At 57.0% G+C, this 16,581-nt stretch carries 21 protein-coding genes; 15 read left to right on the top strand and 6 right to left on the bottom strand.

Going from position 1 to position 16,581, the window contains the following annotated elements:
* Window positions 1-5: 5 nt before the first annotated feature.
* Complete coding sequence (locus Q0864_RS15230; protein ID WP_298571362.1) at window positions 6-410, bottom strand: mercuric transporter MerT family protein; 405 nt, start codon at window positions 408-410, stop codon at window positions 6-8.
* 74 nt (window positions 411-484) lie between these two features.
* Here Q0864_RS15230 and Q0864_RS15225 point away from each other — a divergent pair, with 74 nt between their 5' ends.
* Both Q0864_RS15225 and Q0864_RS15220 read left to right on the top strand, forming a co-directional pair.
* Window positions 485-904 (top strand): helix-turn-helix domain-containing protein, encoded by a 420-nt coding sequence (locus tag Q0864_RS15225; RefSeq protein ID WP_203240508.1) that lies wholly within the window; start codon window positions 485-487, stop codon window positions 902-904.
* A gap of 200 nt (window positions 905-1,104) precedes the next feature.
* Complete coding sequence (locus tag Q0864_RS15220) at window positions 1,105-1,539, top strand: DUF4405 domain-containing protein (RefSeq protein ID WP_203240509.1); 435 nt, start codon at window positions 1,105-1,107, stop codon at window positions 1,537-1,539.
* Between the two features lie 63 nt (window positions 1,540-1,602).
* On the opposite strand, the gene Q0864_RS15215 is transcribed toward Q0864_RS15220, so the two are convergent.
* Window positions 1,603-1,941 carry a PepSY domain-containing protein gene (locus tag Q0864_RS15215; RefSeq protein ID WP_298571357.1) on the bottom strand — a complete coding sequence of 113 codons (339 nt, stop codon included), beginning with the start codon at window positions 1,939-1,941 and terminating at the stop codon, window positions 1,603-1,605.
* A 125-nt stretch (window positions 1,942-2,066) separates the two neighbouring features.
* On the opposite strand from Q0864_RS15215, the gene Q0864_RS15210 reads away from it, so the two are divergent.
* The 8 genes from Q0864_RS15210 (at window position 2,067) to Q0864_RS15175 (ending at window position 8,350) form a co-directional block, all read left to right on the top strand.
* Entirely contained in the window at window positions 2,067-2,375 is a 309-nt protein-coding gene (locus Q0864_RS15210) for a PepSY domain-containing protein (RefSeq protein WP_298571355.1), read from the top strand.
* Window positions 2,375-3,046 carry a response regulator transcription factor gene (locus tag Q0864_RS15205; protein ID WP_298571353.1) on the top strand — a complete coding sequence of 224 codons (672 nt, stop codon included), beginning with the start codon at window positions 2,375-2,377 and terminating at the stop codon, window positions 3,044-3,046. Before Q0864_RS15210 ends, Q0864_RS15205 begins: the two co-directional genes overlap by 1 nt.
* 47 nt (window positions 3,047-3,093) lie before the next feature.
* Entirely contained in the window at window positions 3,094-4,386 is a 1,293-nt protein-coding gene (locus tag Q0864_RS15200; RefSeq protein ID WP_298571351.1) for a HAMP domain-containing sensor histidine kinase, read from the top strand.
* Window positions 4,387-4,467: 81 nt separating this feature from the next.
* Window positions 4,468-5,607: a cytochrome b/b6 domain-containing protein gene (locus Q0864_RS15195; RefSeq protein WP_298571349.1), complete on the top strand. Its 1,140-nt coding sequence runs from the start codon at window positions 4,468-4,470 to the stop codon at window positions 5,605-5,607.
* Window positions 5,604-5,996, top strand: a complete 393-nt coding sequence (locus Q0864_RS15190) for a DUF1924 domain-containing protein (RefSeq protein ID WP_298571347.1) — start codon at window positions 5,604-5,606, stop codon at window positions 5,994-5,996. The genes Q0864_RS15195 and Q0864_RS15190 overlap by 4 nt, the downstream gene beginning before the upstream one ends.
* Window positions 5,997-6,011: 15 nt before the next feature.
* The gene (locus tag Q0864_RS15185) at window positions 6,012-6,470 is read left to right on the top strand and encodes a diheme cytochrome c (protein WP_298571345.1); all 459 of its coding nucleotides are present in this window, start codon (window positions 6,012-6,014) and stop codon (window positions 6,468-6,470) included.
* A gap of 100 nt (window positions 6,471-6,570) precedes the next feature.
* Window positions 6,571-7,434 carry a cation diffusion facilitator family transporter gene (locus tag Q0864_RS15180; RefSeq protein WP_298571343.1) on the top strand — a complete coding sequence of 288 codons (864 nt, stop codon included), beginning with the start codon at window positions 6,571-6,573 and terminating at the stop codon, window positions 7,432-7,434.
* A 196-nt stretch (window positions 7,435-7,630) separates the two neighbouring features.
* Window positions 7,631-8,350, top strand: coding sequence for an isoprenylcysteine carboxylmethyltransferase family protein (locus Q0864_RS15175; RefSeq protein ID WP_298571341.1), 720 nt, complete (start codon window positions 7,631-7,633; stop codon window positions 8,348-8,350).
* A gap of 143 nt (window positions 8,351-8,493) precedes the next feature.
* On the opposite strand, the gene Q0864_RS15170 is transcribed toward Q0864_RS15175, so the two are convergent.
* Window positions 8,494-9,183 carry a transglutaminase family protein gene (locus tag Q0864_RS15170; protein ID WP_298571339.1) on the bottom strand — a complete coding sequence of 230 codons (690 nt, stop codon included), beginning with the start codon at window positions 9,181-9,183 and terminating at the stop codon, window positions 8,494-8,496.
* Between the two features lie 237 nt (window positions 9,184-9,420).
* On the opposite strand from Q0864_RS15170, the gene Q0864_RS15165 reads away from it, so the two are divergent.
* The 5 genes from Q0864_RS15165 (at window position 9,421) to Q0864_RS15145 (ending at window position 14,095) form a co-directional block, all read left to right on the top strand.
* A complete protein-coding gene (locus tag Q0864_RS15165; RefSeq protein WP_298571337.1) occupies window positions 9,421-10,488 on the top strand; it encodes an IS110 family transposase in 1,068 nt (355 codons plus the stop codon).
* A 507-nt stretch (window positions 10,489-10,995) separates the two neighbouring features.
* Window positions 10,996-11,460 carry a YHS domain-containing (seleno)protein gene (locus Q0864_RS15160; protein WP_298571335.1) on the top strand — a complete coding sequence of 155 codons (465 nt, stop codon included), beginning with the start codon at window positions 10,996-10,998 and terminating at the stop codon, window positions 11,458-11,460.
* 179 nt (window positions 11,461-11,639) lie between these two features.
* Window positions 11,640-12,335 (top strand): response regulator transcription factor, encoded by a 696-nt coding sequence (locus Q0864_RS15155; protein WP_298571517.1) that lies wholly within the window; start codon window positions 11,640-11,642, stop codon window positions 12,333-12,335.
* The gene (locus Q0864_RS15150; RefSeq protein WP_298571333.1) at window positions 12,328-13,434 is read left to right on the top strand and encodes an ATP-binding protein; all 1,107 of its coding nucleotides are present in this window, start codon (window positions 12,328-12,330) and stop codon (window positions 13,432-13,434) included. The genes Q0864_RS15155 and Q0864_RS15150 overlap by 8 nt, the downstream gene beginning before the upstream one ends.
* Before the next feature lie 391 nt (window positions 13,435-13,825).
* Window positions 13,826-14,095, top strand: a complete 270-nt coding sequence (locus Q0864_RS15145; RefSeq protein ID WP_298571331.1) for a hypothetical protein — start codon at window positions 13,826-13,828, stop codon at window positions 14,093-14,095.
* A gap of 89 nt (window positions 14,096-14,184) precedes the next feature.
* On the opposite strand, the gene Q0864_RS15140 is transcribed toward Q0864_RS15145, so the two are convergent.
* The 3 genes from Q0864_RS15140 to Q0864_RS15130 all read right to left on the bottom strand — a co-directional run bounded on the left by Q0864_RS15140 (window position 14,185) and on the right by Q0864_RS15130 (window position 16,574).
* Entirely contained in the window at window positions 14,185-14,727 is a 543-nt protein-coding gene (locus Q0864_RS15140) for a L,D-transpeptidase (protein ID WP_298571329.1), read from the bottom strand.
* Between the two features lie 496 nt (window positions 14,728-15,223).
* Window positions 15,224-15,649, bottom strand: a complete 426-nt coding sequence (locus tag Q0864_RS15135) for a hypothetical protein (RefSeq protein ID WP_298571328.1) — start codon at window positions 15,647-15,649, stop codon at window positions 15,224-15,226.
* The gene (locus Q0864_RS15130; RefSeq protein ID WP_298571327.1) at window positions 15,642-16,574 is read right to left on the bottom strand and encodes a cation diffusion facilitator family transporter; all 933 of its coding nucleotides are present in this window, start codon (window positions 16,572-16,574) and stop codon (window positions 15,642-15,644) included. The genes Q0864_RS15135 and Q0864_RS15130 overlap by 8 nt, the downstream gene beginning before the upstream one ends.
* Window positions 16,575-16,581 lie beyond the last annotated feature (7 nt).

Here is a 16,581-nt window from a genome sequence, read left to right as displayed (position 1 = left end):
TCCTTTCACAGACCAAGAAGAATGGGGGCGACGACCGGCGCAATCCAATTCCAGAATAACGCGATCACGATGAGAATGGTTGATGCCCAAAGTGCAGATTTGACCAGCCGATTGGGAAGCGGTCGGGCACAAGTCTCTCCATCCGCACAGGCTTTAGGTTTGCGGTAAACCATCCAGTAGCCGTAGCCGAGAAGCCCAAGCGTGATTGCTATGAAGATCGGCTTGTAAGGTTCAAGCGCCGTCAAATTGCCAATCCATGCGCCGGATACGCCAAGGCTGAACAAGATCAATGGAACAATGCAGCAGGTTGAGGCCGCAAGAGCTCCAAGAATGCCGCCCGCCGCAATCATGCGAGCCTTGCGGCTATCAGGGTCGTGTTTGTTCAGGTCAGCGTTTGTTGTGTCAGTCATTCAAGTGCTCGCAATTCAGGATTCTTGGTGTAGCATGCGATCTGTAGGGGCTACAGATGCAAGGGGTTTCTTCAATGCCTGAGGTAACAAAAACGCGAGGCTACGCAATCGGTGAGATGTCCAGACGCACCGGTGTGAACATTGAAACGATCCGCTACTATGAGCGTATCAAACTGATGCCAAAACCGGATCGCACGTCGGGCGGCAACCGGCAGTACAACCATGATCAACTCAAGCGGCTGTCCTTCATCAAGACGTCGCGAGAGCTTGGGTTCAGCATTGATGAAATTCGCGAATTGCTAGAAATGGTTGACCGGCAAGACTTTACCTGTGGCGAGGTGCATGGATTGACCATCGGGCACTTGGCTTCTGTGCGTGAAAAGATCAAAGGGCTGCGCAAGTTGGAAAAGGCACTTGTGGGGATGGCAGCGGAGTGCAGCCAAGGTGACGTTCCCGACTGCCCTATCCTGGAGACGTTGTTCGAAGCGCGGTGAAAGCTGAGTTCCATACCGTGAGCAACCAAGTTCGTAATATTGCGTACGACGCAAGCAGACATTGAAACACGACGGGCCAATTTCCGGTTCGTTTAAGGTTTTTCGATGCAGGCGCAAAATCTCAGAGGATGACTTCACCTGGATCAAAGCAACAATTCAAAAACCGCCCTATTGTTTGCTTAGTAGAAATGGAGGCAGTTATGGCCAACGCAGAATCAGGCGCACATGTCAGGTCTAAGATAACAGGTAGGGCCATATCGGTTTTTGGCGTGACCTTTTCTTTTCTGGCGATGCTGGTCAGCGGTGCGCTGTTGTATTTCGCACCGAAAGGAAAGATTTCCAACGCGATTGACTGGCAGGTGATGGGTGTGGACCGGCAAGGATGGGATGACATCCATATTGTCTTGGCCTCGCTGTTTGTCGGGTTTTCACTTTGGCATGCCGCGCTACATCTTCGAACCTTCCAAACGATGATCTTGGGCAACAGAATGTGCCCTCATGGGCATAGGCTTGAAGCCGTGATCGGTCTGGCGGTCGTGATTGTGCTGATCGTGTTGACAGTATTTGGCCTGCCACCGGCGAGTTGGCTTCTCGACCTGAATGATTTCTTTAAGCATGAATTCTGGTCGAGTTGATCACACATGAAACCCCCACAACGATTGTACGCTGTGGGGGTTTTGTTGGTTGTGGGTCGCCAATTAGTCGTCGTTTTTGTCGCCGTAATCGCTAGCCTTGTTGTCATCATCATCGTCCATGTCTGACATCTGGCGCAGCGGCTCACCGGTTGTGGCGTCTAGGTAGGCCTCGACTTCAAAGCCGTTGGCGTCGCGCATTTCGACCTCATAGAAGCGGCCATCTTCGCGCTCGATTTCCAGAACCTGATAGCCCTGTGCTTCCATCTTGGCGACGATTTCGCCCACGGGCATCCAGACGATGTTTGCAGGTGAAGCCGGTTGGACGGTGTCGGTCGCGGCGTTGACGGCAAAAGCTGTGGCAGTGACGGCGATCAGGGTGGTGGCAAGAAGGATCTTTTTCATGGTGTTCTCCAGTTTCAGTCGGGCGGGATTGCCCTGTTGATGCCCTCTTTTGTCATATGAACACTGATGCCGATCTGACGATGAGTGTCAGTGAACTGTCAGTGCAAAAGCGTTAGGCTACGGGTATGAAACATGTTCTCATCATCCTGATGTGTGCCTTAACCACACCCGCAGTTGCGTCCGGCGATCATGATGCGGCACGCGACGCGGTGCGTCAGAAACAGGTGATTCCGCTCGCAGAAATCATTCCGGTCATTCTGAATGAATTCGACGCCCGGCTTCTTGAGGCGGAGTTCGAACGCGAACATGGCACCTATGTCTACGAGCTGGAGCTGATCACCCGCGCTGGCCGAATGATCGAGGTCATGGTGGATGCCACCACGGGCGAGATACTCGAAGTCGAACAGGAAGGCTGGCAGGAAAGGAACGATTGATGCGGCTTCTCGCGGTCGAAGATGATCCGGTCATCCGCAAGGATGTGAAGGCGGCTCTGCAAGCCTCCGGTTTTCATGTGGAAACGGCTGAGGATGGCGAGGATGCGTGGTTCCTGGGCGATACCGAGGATTACGACCTTGTTGTGCTTGATCTGGGGCTGCCAGGCATGGACGGCCTCAGCGTCCTGAAACGCTGGCGTGCCAATGGTCGGGAAATGCCGGTGCTGGTGCTGACCGCGCGTGGTGCCTGGCATGAACGGGTCGAAGGGATCGAAGCCGGGGCTGACGATTATCTGCCCAAGCCGTTCCGCATGGAAGAACTGGTTGCGAGAGCGCGGGCATTGGTGCGCCGTTCCGTCGGTCAGGGTTCACCAGTGCAGACCTTGGGTGATCTGGCCATTGATACGAACAGGATGGCCGTGTCAGTTCGCGGGGTACCGGTTTCGGTGACCGCGCTGGAATATCGGCTGTTGTCTTACCTGATGCTGCATCGCGACCGCGTGGTTCCGCCAACCGAACTTCTTGAGCATCTTTACGGCGATGATGATGCCCGCGAAGCCAATGCGCTCGAAGCCATCCTGACCCGGCTGCGCAAGAAGCTGGGCGCCGGAGTTATCGGCACGAGGCGCGGGTTCGGATATTTCCTTGACGCGGCGGAGGGTCGTGGGTGAAGACCGGCTCACTCCGCCTTCGGTTATTCGCGGCCTCGGCAATTTCCGTGTCCGTCGCACTGTTGCTTGCGTTCTGGGGCTTGGGGCAACTGTTTGCCTCACACGTGGAACGGCGTGCCATTGATGAGCTTTCGGTTCAACTCGACCAAATCCTCGCCGGGGTCGAACGCGATGCAACCGGACAAATCAGGATCGGATCGGCCCCTGCAGATGCGCGGTTTATCACCCCCTTTGGTGGCCTGTATTGGCAGATCGAAGCCGCGGACCAGCAGATGCGTTCCAGATCGCTATGGGACTTTGCGTTGGACCTTCCGCCTGATCACCTGAAGGACGGGGCGGTGCATGTGCACGACCTTGCCGGCCCGGGCGACACGCAGCTGCTTGTCATGGAGCGTAGCGTGCAGCTCCCCGCGCGCCTTGGCGGCATTCCGCTGCGTGCTGCGGTGGCCATGGACGCCGCCAAACTGGCGGAAAGCACCGACGAGTTTCGCGAAGACCTGTTGCCCTATACGCTTGTCCTGGCCCTCTTCTTTGTAACAGCCGGGGTTGTTCAGGTTGTTTTCGGTCTTCGCCCCCTGAACGCTGTCGAACAGCGTCTTGCAAGGATAAGGACCGGCGAAGAGGATCGTGTGGGTGCGGATTTTCCATCCGAGATTCGCCCGCTAACGGGCGAGGTCGACGCCCTGCTGGTTCAGCGCGAGAAAGACATCGAACAGGCGCGATATCGGGCGGGTGACCTGGCGCACGGGCTTAAGACACCGCTGCAGGCGCTTCTGGGCGAAGCAGGCCGGGTGCGAGCGGCTGGATTGAATGACACCGCAGAGTCCATCGAGCATATTGCGGACAACATGCAAAGGCATGTCGATCGGGAACTCAACAGGGTTCGCATTGCTTCACGCGGTGCTGCCGCCAAAACCGACCTTGCCAGCGGGGTAGATCGGGTTGTCGCCGTTGTTCAGAAGGCCACCCCGAGCAAGGAGATTAACTGGGAGGTGGATGCGCCGGGCAACCTGATGGTTGCGGCCAGCACGGAGGATTTGTTTGAAATCCTGGGCGCAATTCTGGAAAATGCCTCCCGCCACGCGAAGAACAAGGTCACTATTGTCGCAAGAAAGCGTGCCGCTCAGGCGATTGTGAGTGTTCTTGATGATGGCCCTGGCATTCCCGGGGAAAAGATCGAAACCCTCATGCGCCGAGGTGGACGTGAAGACGAAAGCGGCACGGGCCTCGGGCTGGCAATCGCGCAAGAGTTGACCGAAACCCTGGGCGGGTCTTTGGAGCTCATTGGCCGCGATCCCGGATTGATGGTTCGGATAAAGCTGCCCCTGGCCACAACCTGACAATTTCCTGACAGCCCCCATCAGGCCAGCATCAGGGCGTCTCTGACAAACTGAAGCCGAGTTTGATGAGAGGCAGAATCGATGAGCGACATTCCCGCGCCGTTCGAAGGGCTGGTCGATGACAGACACCTCGTCTGGGACAGGTTCATTCGGGTGTTCCATTGGGGGTTGGTGGCAAGTGTGACCACGGCCCTGGTGTCCGGATTCCTGCTGGATGCCTCGTGGATACGCCTGCACCTGACGTCCGGCTCCTTTGCCGTTGCGCTAGTCTCGGCCAGGATAGTCTGGGGGTTTACCGGTCCGACCTACGCCAGGTTTTCACAGTTTCTTCCAAGTGTCGGGCAAGTAGTCAGTCACCTGAAGACGGGCACGTCCCATGCTCGTCATATCGGGCACAATCCGCTTGGCGCGCTGATGGTTTTTGCCCTGCTGATGCTGATCATCGGCTTGGGCGTTACAGGTATCGCGGCTTTGGGTAGTGGGTTGAAGAGCGGGCCGCTTGCGGTCTTTTTGCCCGCCGCCCAGGGTTCATTCTGGACCGAATTTCACGAACTGGCTGGGTTTGCCTTGCTGGGCCTTGTTGTCCTGCATGTCGCTGGCGTCATCATCGAAAGCCGACGTAGTCATGAAAACCTTGCCCGCGCGATGATCACTGGGCGCAAGGAGATGCGCGACGGTGATCTGGTTGCGCCGCCGAAACCAGCGCAGTTGATGCTTGCGGTGCTTTCGGTTTCCGGTTTGGTGATTGGAGTCGGTGTCACACTCAACGGTCTGTCGCAACGCCCCCTGACCCTTCCGCCAATTGCGCCGATGGCACAAATCTATGTTGACGAATGCGCCGCCTGCCACATGGCCTTTCACCCGTCCACACGCCCAGCCGAGTCCTGGCAATTGATGATGAACCGGCTGAATGATCATTTCGGAGAGGATGCCAGCCTGCCGGACGACACCGGCGACGAGATTGCGGACTGGCTGGGCAATCACGCCGCGGCATCCACGGACAGCAAACCGGCAACGCTATGGGCAGATTTGCAGGAAACGACCCCCGTCGGTCTGCCTGACACCAAGATGTGGCAACGCCTTCATGCCTCGATTGACGAGGACACGTTCAAGCACCGGACCATCTACAGCCGCTCGAATTGCATCGCTTGCCACAAGGATGCCGAAACCGGTTGGTTCAGCCCGTTCCAGATTTCCATTCCCAAGGAGCCCTCCCAATGAAACACGTACTGATCCTAACAGCTGTATTGCTGGCGCACCCGGCGCTGGCGCAGGACACCTCGCCACAGGCCCTGATTGACCAATACAGCAACGAGGCAGGCGCAACACCGTCGCCGGAAAATGGACAGGCCCTGTTCATGGCCACGCATTCCGGCGGCAAACCCGACACGCCGTCCTGCACGACCTGCCATACGGCTGACCCCACGAAGGGCGGTCAGGCCCGCACCGGCAAGCCGATTGATCCGCTTGCCCCCGGCGTGAACAGCGAACGCTTCACCGACACGAAATTTGTCGAGAAGTGGTTCGGACGTAATTGCAACTCGGTACTTGGGCGCGACTGCAGCGCGCAGGAAAAAGCCGACATTATCTCCTGGCTTATGAGCCTCTGAAGAAAGGATCCTCCTATGAAACACACACTTCCAATCGCCGCATTGGCGTTTGTCGCGGCACCGGTATTCGCCAGCGAAGGCGAATACATGCAGCCTGTCACCCATGCCGCCACCAAGGCCGAATGCAGCGAATGCCACATGGCCTACCCGGCCGGGTTCCTGCCACAGCGGTCCTGGACGATGATCATGACCACGCTGGAGGACCACTTTGGCGAAAACGCGACGCTGGATGAAGCCTCCCGCGCCGAAATCGAGGCCTACCTGGTTCAGAATGCTGCCGATGCAGGTGGGCGGTCCTCGGGGTTGTTGAACCGGGTGGCGCCAGACGACACACCGCTGCGGATTTCCGAAATGCCCTGGTTCCGCTCTGAGCACGATGGCGAGGTTTCTTCCCGCAAGCTCAAGAAGGCCGGGTCCATGGCGAATTGCGCCGCGTGTCATCGTGGCGCTGACCGAGGAATCTTTGAGGACTGAGTGATACGCCGAAGGTGCATGGTGCATCTTCGGTGCAAATCGCTCTCGCGAGCTACTCAGTTTGCAGATAGCAAGGGGGCGAACTCCGTAAGAGGATCACGTGTCGCGCAAATTTGCCCTCTGGTCGATCCCGGTTGCCCTGCTGGTCTTCCTGCTCAAGCTTTTAGCATGGAAGATGACCGGCTCGGTCGCCTTGTTGTCGGATGCGCTTGAAAGCACCGTCAACGTCATCGCGGCGGGCTTGGCCTACTATGCTGTGCGCCTGGCGGACAAACCTGCCGACAGCCGCCATCCATACGGCCACACCAAGGCCGAATACCTGTCTGCAGTTGCGGAAGGCGTCATGATCCTGATCGCCGCGCTTCTGGTCATTCGAGAAGCTGTCGCAGCGCTGCCCAATCCTCATATCGAAGACGCCCCCATGCTGGGGATCGGAGTCAATGTAATTGCTGCGATCATCAACGGGCTGTGGGCCTATGCCCTGTTGCGCGTCGGAAGGCGAAACCGCTCGCCCGCACTTCAGGCGAGCGCCCGCCACATCTTTACCGATGTTCTGACTTCCGCCGGGGTTGTGGTCGGGGTGATTTTGGCTTTGGCAACCGGATGGCTGATCCTCGACCCGATCCTCGCCATCCTCGTCGCGCTGAACATTCTGCGAGAAGGCTGGCACGTGATTTCAGAAAGCGTTGATGGTCTGATGGATGCCAGCATAGACAGCGACACCCGCGCGGAGGTTAAGCGCATTATCGAACAGGAAATGGACGGCGCACTTCAGTTTCATGATCTGAGGGCGCGGTCCTCCGGCGCCGTTTTGTTCGCAGAGTTTCATTTGGTCGTCGGATGCGACATGGCTGTCGGGGACGCACATGACATATGCGACAGGATCGAAAAGGCGCTTGAAACCCAATTCCCAGGGTCTTCGTTCACGATCCACCTTGAACCGGACACCGAACTCAAAAAGTGAACCTGTGTATCGGTGAAGAAGGTTCTTCCCACGCCGTGGTTTTCAGTGCGGGATTTGGGATGGGGTTTCGGCACCGGCAATTCCGGTTGTGAAACGAGAACGGCCGAGCCGACGGCCGTCAATTGCGCGGGCCCAGGCATCGTTGAGTGACAGGACGGGTAGGCATACACTTAATCCGTCCAGCTCGGAGATTAACATGTCGGCAAAGCAAGGCGGTGAAGAGGCAACTCAATCTATATCTCCTGGCCAGTGGGCCAGATTGGGTGTGGTGTATCTTCTGATCCCGCTGATCCTGTTGATTTGTGGCGGGGACCCTGGTTGGTGGCAGGCATGGCTTTACTCCCCTCTGATCATAGTCGCTGGAATAGGGGGGCGCATTTGGGCGGAGCGCCGACACCCGGGATTGACGGCTGAACGGCAAGATACTGAAATTATTCAGAGCGCCAAACCCTGGGATAAAGTGCTCGCCCCACTGATGGCGCTGAGTGTCGGATACCCCGCCGTCATCGTGGCAGGGCTGGATCACCGCTATGGTTGGTCTCCCGAAATCCCGCTTTGGCTCGTTGGTATTGGCTTCCTCATAATATCGGCCGGATACGCATTTGCGGCATGGGCCTTTGCGGAGAACCGCTTTTTCTACAGCGTCGTGCGCATTGGAACAGATCAAGGGCATGTGGTGTGCGACAGCGGTCCGTACCGATTTGTGCGGCATCCGGGTTATGCCGGAAACATCTATGCCCTGTTCGGTATCGTTCTTGCTCTTGGTTCGGTGTGGACCCTGATTCCTGTTGTGGCCGCAACTGCCATCTCGGCCCTAAGAACTACATTGGAAGATCGGACCTTGCAGGAAGAGTTGCCAGGTTATCGAGACTATGCGCGTCGTGTGCGCTACAGGCTGGTTCCCGGGCTATATTGAGAAACCTGGAAGGTGGGTGGTCCGGTTCGTGCCGTTAGCGCTGGCTGCAAGGGTTCGACCCAAGGACGAGATAGTCCCACTACCCAGTATTAGCTTAAGCGTGGGCTGAAGGCGAAAAGACGATCCACCGCTTTGTTTCGCCTTCAGCCCACGCCACGTCGCACAGCTTCGACTCGGCGGTTTATTCCGCCAATCAGATGCCGATAGACCCACATTCGGAAGCCATCCGGTCGGTTTCGGTAGTTCTCACTGTCATAATAAAACGACGGATCATCCCACGTGCCATGGTCATCGGTCACCGCTGCCATCTGTTGATAAACCTCATGATCAAGGTTCAGATCGGCACCGGCCTCGCCGTCCTCCAGCGCCACCGAATAGCCCACCGTCCAGCCTAGGTGCTTAATCTTGGCCTTGGCCGCATCGAATAGCGTCTTGTCGTTGATGAATGTGTCGACCCGCCGCCATTGGCCCTCGATTTCCACCTCGATCCACGAATGAGAGATTTCCTTCGGCATCAGCCAATAGGCGAGACCCCTGAAGAAACCCTTCTGGATATCCTTGGTGATCAACGAGAAATGGATGCGCGACGGTATCTCCGCCGCCTTACACAGGGCAAGCAAAAGCGTCGCCTTGGTGTTGCACTGCCCGTATCCCAGCCTGATCGTTTCCGACGCCTTCACGAAGTCGCCGTTTACCGGAAACCCAAATCGGATTTCGTCGCGCACAAAATGGAAGATCCGGTCGAGCATTCCGCGAGGCGTTGTCTCGGATCGGGTCAATTTGGTTGCTAGCTTTTTGACGACCTGATTGTCGTAGTCAGCAAGTTTATCCATCACCGCTAATTATCGGATTCCGGTGTCGTTCGCGTTGACGCAAATCAAGGCTCCATTTCAGCTTCAGACCGTAACTGATCAAGGGCAACACATAGAACTGGCAGCCGTGTTCAACAGCGGCTTTCTGCACTAGCCCGCCTTTGGAACGATCCGCAGCATTAATCACTAATGGGATGTACCGGCTGCTTCACCCGGCAGGTTAGGCTCTGCCTATTTCTGCAAAGAGGAGAAGTAGCTATGAAATCGAAGAACTCAGAAGCCATCGCCAAGATCGCAGTTATTGGCGTCGACATCGGAAAAGACACGTTCCACCTCGTTGGCTTTGATGATGCGGGTCATCGCGTTTTGCGCAAGAAGATTAAGCGATTGGCGTTGCAGCCGACGTTTGAGGGTTTGCCGCGCTGTATCGTTGGCATGGAAGCCTGCATGAGCGCGCATTTTGTCAGTCGCATGCTGCGTAAACTTGGTTTTGAGCCTAGGATCATTCCTGCGATCTATGTGAAGCCATTCAATAAAGGTCAGAAGAACGATTACAATGATGCGGAAGCCATCGCAGAGGCCGCAATGCGGCCGAACTTGCGGACCGTTACCGAGAAAAGCCAGGATCAATTGGACCTGCAGGCAATGCATCGTGTTCGGTCGAGGCTGGTGGCACGCCGCACCGCCACAATCAATCAGATCCGGGCGTTCCTGATCGAGCAAGGTATAACTGTGCGGGCGGGGCGGCATAGGTTGCAGGGCTCGTTTGAGGCAATCCTTGAAAACCGGCGCGATGAAATCTCACCGCGGATGCGCAGCACGCTCTTGGGGCTTTACGGCGATTGGCTCTGGGTCGATGAACGGATCAGGGCAATCTCGTCAGAGATTGAAGAGATCAGTAAGTCAGAGGAAAACAGCGCCAACATCATGACTATCCCAGGGATCGGTCCACTGATCTCGACAGCTATCGTGGCTGCCATTGGCAAGGGTGAGGTGTTTGATAGAGGTCGTGACTTCGCGGCATGGCTCGGCCTCGTTCCGCGTCAGTTCAGCACCGGCGGGCGGACAATCCTTGGTCGGATCAGCAAGCGGGGCAACGGCTATCTCAGGATGCTTTTGGTGCAGGCCGCCAATGTCATATTGATGCGTCCACACCGCTGGGATGCCTTGGGATTGGGGCCATGGTTGCGAGGTGTCGTAGCCCGTATGCCCCACAACAAGGCCGCTGTCGCCCTGGCCAACAAACTGGCCCGCACCGCATGGAGCATTCTGCGTCACGGATCGAAGTATACGGTTCAAGGAGATGAGGCCTTAGGTGCCATCTGAAGCACCCGAAGCCCAAAGAAGTTCGCGAAGGAGAAAAGCATGGAACGGAGACAATACGCCCCCAGAATCTGAGAGCCCAAATGGTCGTCATCGACCTGGTCACTAATGAGATCAAGGCGCGTGCGTAACCCAAAATGGCCACGGCCCGCGAGCCGATAAACAGGCCGGATACATATCAGCGACTACCGCTAGCCACGCCAATATCTCACTTGCGAACAGCAGCCGGTACAAACATTGGGCTCTTCCAGTGATTTCGCCGCGATCCGCTCGAAGGTCGGCTTATGATACGATTCCGCCCCCAACCGGAATCGACCCCAGACAGTCGTTCGATCAACATTTGGCGCACGGTTCCAAAGCGCTTCGCCTCCTGGCAGCCTAACCAAATCTTAACCAACAGCGAACCGCGCTGAAATCTTGCGGGATTATTCTGTCTGCATCCGGCTGCTGTCTGGAATGGGCACCAGCGGGGAGGAAACGTCGAATCCAACCAGACAAAGGATGATTAGGATGAACAAATTTGCTAGAATTACCGCGGCGACGGCTTTCGCGGTGCTGTCGGCGGGCCCGGCATTGGCCGTGGATGAACATTACATCGCCGGCGATGCGGTCGTGGGTGGCTATGATGTGGTCGCCTATCATACTGTCGGCGCACCGACGATGGGATCAGCGGACTACTCCGCGACCTATCAGGGCGCGACGTGGTATTTCTCATCGGCTGAAAACCTCGAGATGTTCAACGCCGACCCGGCGAAATTTGCCCCAGCCTACGGCGGCTGGTGCTCGGCCGGAGCAAGCAAGGGCAAAAAGGTGCCCACGCAACCTGACCTTTTCGCCATCGTCGACGGTCAGCTCTATCTCAACAGCAGCCCGGGAGCACACAACAACCTGTTCCTGGCGGACACGGAAACCGTGATCCGCAAGGGCGAGGGCAACTGGAAGCAAATCTTCGCAACCCCAGCCAGCGACCTGTAATCAAGACTGCACCCCGCCGGCCGCCCCGATTTCCCGGGGCGGCGGTTCTCTCAACGGAACCTTAGCGGCGCGCTTTGCGGATCACTGGATTGTCAGTCCGTGTGATCCCCAATCGCGCTTAAGGTGAGACACTCGTTTTTCGCGGAGCCCGTATCATCGAACCCATCGCATCCACCTTGGTGGTCGAGGATGACATAAACATCCTTAACCTGCTGAGCGCCTATCTAGAACGCGCCGGGCACCGCGTTGCGACCGCCAGCACTGGCTGCGCGGGGCTGGAAATGGCGATGGGTGCTGACTTTGACATGTGTATTTTCGACGTCATGCTGCCGGGCAAGACGGGTACCGACATTGCCGCCGCCATGCGCGCCGCCGGTGACCAGACGCCTGTTTTATTTCTGACCGCGTTGGGGAACGAGGTCGACATTTTGCGCGGGTTCTCGGTGGGTGCCGATGACTACATCGTCAAGCCGTTCTCCCCCCGGGAGCTTTTGGTGCGGGTAAAGGCGATCTTGCGGCGCAGTTCTTTCCCAAGGCCGGAGCAGGGCAACCAGATCATTGCGGGTCCGATCCGGCTGGATGACGCCCAGCCGACCTGCAATGTCAATGGAGCAACTATCGACCTGACCCCGCATGAATACCGAATTTTACGACGCCTTCTTGGACGTCCGAACCGGGTTTTCGAACGCGGCTCGCTGATTGCCGCCATTTACGGCAACGAGGATGCCGTCAGCCCCAAGGCCATTGATGTGCATGTCCACCACCTGCGCGCCAAGCTTGGGCAGGACGCTGGCGCCATGATCCAGACCGTTCGCGGGTTCGGGTACAAGTTCTCGCCCCAGGGCAGCTTTAAGATGGCAAGCGCCTGTGTTTGAACGATTGCACAGACTGCCGTGGCTGACCTTGCAGATCATCGCGGCCAATGCGGCGGTGATCCTGGCCCTCGCCGCAGCCTGGTATCTGGCATTCATGCGCCAAAGCAGCGTCTATTCTGAACGGTTGATGTCGACATTCAATATCGAGCCAGGTAGCTTGCACGCAATGTATGTCGACGACGTCGAACGCCAGCTTTGGGCCACCGTCATCATCGGATTGCTGGCAGCAATTCTTGCCTCGATCGGGCTGGCATTCCTGATTGTGCGCCCGTTGCGGTCGCTGGCTCGGGCGACGGAACGTCTGCGCCACGGCGATTACCGCGTCCGGTCGGCCATCGAGGGGGGCGAGGTTGGCCATTTGGCCGAAAACTTCAACGCACTTGCCGCAGCGCTTGAACAAGAGGACCAACGCCGCGCCCAATACCTGGCGGATCTCAGCCACGAGCTGCGCACCCCGATTACCAGCCTTCGCGGTTACACCGAAGGGTTGGAGGATGGCGTATTTCAGGCCGATGAAGCGTTCTTCAAACTGATGGCGAGCGAACTTAGCCACCTTTCAGCGTTGACCCATTCAATCGAAGCGATGCAACTGCAACACCCTGCCAACGACGACGACCTGAAACCTTGCAGCGGCACACCGGTCGGCGAGTGCATAAGCGATGCAAAGATCCGTTGGGATGCAAGGTTTCAGAAACGCGGCCTAAAGTTGGATCTGGATGTTTCTTCCACTCTGTTGGGGCAGAGGTTTGCAGTGTCGGAGAACATCCTGCGGCAGATCGCAGACAACCTTTTGTCCAACATGGCGCGATACGCCTCGGACAACAAATCGTGTCGAATTAGCGCAGCCAAAAGCGTTGGCGAGAATGTTGCCAGACTGAAATTTAGCAATGACGCCCCCGACGTCAACCACGCTGCGCTGCCGTTCTTGTTCGACCGCTTCTATCGTGTGTCCGACAGCCGTACTCGTACCCAGCAGGACCACTCTAGCGGGCTGGGTCTGTCCATTGTCAAACAGCTTTGCCTGTCCAATCAGGGCAATGTCGACGCAACGCTGAACGGTCAGCGCTTGGAAATCGCGGTTCATTTGCCGTTGAAGTAAGCGGCTTGAACTTCACGACAGGCCGCTGGTGGAGGATTACGGCGTTGAGCAGCGCTTAACCACTCACCTTTTTTCTTCATAGAGGTATTATCGAGTAGTTATCATGCGGCCTCGCACGCGGATTTGACGGGTCAACTTAGTCCGAAAATCCGTCGACTAGGGCCACTTTTCCAACGGACAGCAACTAGAGGTTCAAGAGGAAAACTCCGTGCTAAGTACGATGGTGACCATCATTGGGCATATGAGCCTGTTTTTGGCAAAACCATTGAGTTTCTGCCACTTTTCTCGGGGAAACATACGTCTTGGTTTGCAAAATCATTGCGCCATATGATGACTGATGCGAGACAAGAGAGCGAAGAAAAAAACCAATGTGCCTTGAGGAATCCCATTCATGTACAAACGAAGCGCAATTCTTCTTTCCACCGTGCTGGTACTTGGAGCCTGCTCCGCAGATTTTTCAAACTCGCAGGGTTCGGAAGCTCTTCCACCTCTCCCTGAAGAAGTTGCGGCGCTCGCGGCTCCAAATCAGGACCTTGCAACAGCCCGTCTGGTCCCCGAAGACAATTGCTACTGGTATATGCATGCCGGTTCCGTCGAGACGACGCTCTTGCCGCTCAGGACAGTTCGTGGAAACCCGATCTGCGTGAAGCAGGCTTCTTAGGCGTCATTGCAAATTTGGACTGCACACTCGACCCCAGGGAGATACCTAGCTGACGATTCTGGCGCGTGACGCCTTGGATGCGTTGCGGATTAACTTCGCGCCGTAACGCTGTCTTCGGCGGAGTAGAGAGTCGCAGTCGAGCCGATGGCGACCTTGGGATACAATTCGTTGATATGCGCCATCACCATTCGAACACATCCCGAACTGGCCCGACCGCCTATTGACCTCGACTGGGGCGACCCATGGATGCGCAGGTATGTGTCACGCTGGCCGACAAAGAGATAAAGGGCACGTGACCCAAGTGCGTTCCTTGGGCCGGGCTCTTGACCATTTGCAAATTCGGCATATTGCGGGTTGCGCTCGATCATCGATTTGGTCGGCGTCCAATGCGGCCACTCGACCTTGCGACGGATAGTGTAGGTTCCCGGCTCATAGAGATTGCCACGGGCAATCGCCACACCGTAGCGCATCGCCGTTCCGCCCTCTTCAATGCGGTAAAGGTATCTTGCCACCGCGTCGACATGAATGTCTCCCGGCGTCAGACCATCCCTTGCTTCGACCCGCCGCGGCAGGAAACGTGGCTGTAATCCCCAGGGATTGGAGGTTTCGAGATCGAAATCCGGTGGGGTCACCTGCGCATCCCAGGCGGCCTTTTAAGAGGCAGTTGGCCATGTGCTGGCGAGCACAGGGTTTGCAATCGGCGTCGAAAACAGCGCCGCACCCGTTGCTATGAAATGGCGTCTCGTCAACATCTCGATCTAGTCTCCATCGTCTTGGTCATTTGGCGTGCCGATTGCCCACCTGTAGGCTTTTGGATACAGCTTACACCCGCTAGAACTTCAAGAAAAAAGACGACTCCACACGCGCTTGTGTATTAGCAGATACTTCCTTGTAAGGCCCAGTCTGAAGAACACCTAATGCTCTAAGCTCACTTCGCTACCACGCAAGACGCCGAAGTTTAGGCAAAGATCGGGAAACTGAAGTCGTTGGAAAGCGAACTCGTTCGAATACCGATAGGATGTGATGAACGCGGCATGTCCGAGGATTGCTATGTTCCGGCGTCTTAGGCGTACCCGGTACTTTGAACGGAAACCTGAGCAACGCCCCTTGAGACATCACGTGCCCATCTTACGCCGCTTTTGCGGATTTGCCATAAACAAGCCAGCCGTAGAGCAACCCTCCTAAAATGGCTGGGATGACCCCGCTCAGAATGAACAGGGTCGTGTTTTTGTCGCCCCCGAAATAGCCCAGTTGGGCGTCGATCTTGCTGCAAAGCCAGGCGCAGTAGCTGCCGACCGCCGCCATTACCAGTGCGGCTCCCCAGACGGCCTCTCCACCCTGGAACCGCTCCTCCACCCAGAGATAGGTCAAGGCGCCGATCACCAGCCCCATCGCGACACCACAAGTCATTGTCCAGACCAATTTACCGGCGACGTTGCCTTCCGGAAACAAGTACAATCCCCAGACCGTGAAGTAGACGATCTCGGCCGCCGTGGTGAGTGTAACGGCGATTATGAAGATACGATGTAGTGCGTGAATGTTTTCATCAGCCATGGCTGTGGTTTCCTTCCTTCTCAATTGCCGACAAATCGATTGCTTCGGCACCGCTTTCATCGAGGCAATGCGTCTCGATCTGAAGCGTGACGAAGAAGAACCCGAAGGTTTCGCGAAGCTGGGAATGCGCTTCCTCCAGGATTGCGTGCTGGTGAGCGCCTTCCGCGATACGCAAATGCGCTGAAAACACGTGCCGCCCGCTCGTCAGCGCCCAGGCATGGGCGTGATGAACGTCTTCGACACCCCCGAGCGCTTCGAGCGCCCGGCTGACCTCGGGCAGGCTGACATCGGGCGGTGTGCCCTCCATCAACAGATGCGCCGCCTCCCTGAGGATTCCCCAACTGGCCCAGATCAGGACAAACCCGAATCCCATGCCCAGAAGCGGGTCGATCAGCAAGAAACCGGTATAGCGGATCACCAGTGCGGTCACGATGATCAGAAGGCTGCCGACGAAGGTCTGGATGACATGCCAGAGCGCGCCCTTGGTGTTGAGATCGTCCTTGCTCTGCTTCCAGATCAGGCCTAGCGATATGAACTCAGTGATTAGCCCGCCGGCGGCTGCGATCAGCATTGGGCCTGTCGGAAGATCGATCGGTGAGGAGAGACGCATAGCGGCCATGGCGATGACGACGAGCGCCATGGCCAACAGAAACCCACCATTGACGAGCGCCCCGATGATCTCGGCGCGATACCAGCCGAAGCTGCGCTCCTCATCCGCGGGTCGCCGCGCCAGCTTTGCAGCCACGATAGCGACCAACACGCCTCCGACCGCCGAGAAAGTGTGAAAAGCGTCCGAGATCACGGCGATGGAACCGGTCCAGAGGCCTATCCCAAGCTCGATGACAAAATACACACCCGTCAGCCAAGCCGAAATCGCCAATCCGCGACCGCTGGAGGGCATGTGTCCCTGATGTCCGTTCGCCATGGGTTTT

This window comes from uncultured Aliiroseovarius sp., from assembly GCF_947497285.1.
Classification (GTDB): Bacteria; Pseudomonadota; Alphaproteobacteria; order Rhodobacterales; family Rhodobacteraceae; genus Aliiroseovarius.
This window is presented reverse-complemented; position numbering and strand designations above follow the sequence as displayed.

Bases quoted from the DNA above. Each gene is read 5' to 3' on its own strand.
- Q0864_RS15230 (WP_298571362.1), bottom strand. From the start codon at position 410: ATGACTGACACAACAAACGCTGACCTGAACAAACACGACCCTGATAGC.
- Q0864_RS15225 (WP_203240508.1), top strand. From the start codon at position 485: ATGCCTGAGGTAACAAAAACGCGAGGCTACGCAATCGGTGAGATGTCC.
- Q0864_RS15220 (WP_203240509.1), top strand. From the start codon at position 1,105: ATGGCCAACGCAGAATCAGGCGCACATGTCAGGTCTAAGATAACAGGT.
- Q0864_RS15215 (WP_298571357.1), bottom strand. From the start codon at position 1,941: ATGAAAAAGATCCTTCTTGCCACCACCCTGATCGCCGTCACTGCCACA.
- Q0864_RS15210 (WP_298571355.1), top strand. From the start codon at position 2,067: ATGAAACATGTTCTCATCATCCTGATGTGTGCCTTAACCACACCCGCA.
- Q0864_RS15205 (WP_298571353.1), top strand. From the start codon at position 2,375: ATGCGGCTTCTCGCGGTCGAAGATGATCCGGTCATCCGCAAGGATGTG.
- Q0864_RS15195 (WP_298571349.1), top strand. From the start codon at position 4,468: ATGAGCGACATTCCCGCGCCGTTCGAAGGGCTGGTCGATGACAGACAC.
- Q0864_RS15190 (WP_298571347.1), top strand. From the start codon at position 5,604: ATGAAACACGTACTGATCCTAACAGCTGTATTGCTGGCGCACCCGGCG.
- Q0864_RS15185 (WP_298571345.1), top strand. From the start codon at position 6,012: ATGAAACACACACTTCCAATCGCCGCATTGGCGTTTGTCGCGGCACCG.
- Q0864_RS15175 (WP_298571341.1), top strand. From the start codon at position 7,631: ATGTCGGCAAAGCAAGGCGGTGAAGAGGCAACTCAATCTATATCTCCT.
- Q0864_RS15170 (WP_298571339.1), bottom strand. From the start codon at position 9,183: ATGGATAAACTTGCTGACTACGACAATCAGGTCGTCAAAAAGCTAGCA.
- Q0864_RS15165 (WP_298571337.1), top strand. From the start codon at position 9,421: ATGAAATCGAAGAACTCAGAAGCCATCGCCAAGATCGCAGTTATTGGC.
- Q0864_RS15160 (WP_298571335.1), top strand. From the start codon at position 10,996: ATGAACAAATTTGCTAGAATTACCGCGGCGACGGCTTTCGCGGTGCTG.
- Q0864_RS15145 (WP_298571331.1), top strand. From the start codon at position 13,826: ATGTACAAACGAAGCGCAATTCTTCTTTCCACCGTGCTGGTACTTGGA.
- Q0864_RS15135 (WP_298571328.1), bottom strand. From the start codon at position 15,649: ATGGCTGATGAAAACATTCACGCACTACATCGTATCTTCATAATCGCC.
- Q0864_RS15130 (WP_298571327.1), bottom strand. From the start codon at position 16,574: ATGGCGAACGGACATCAGGGACACATGCCCTCCAGCGGTCGCGGATTG.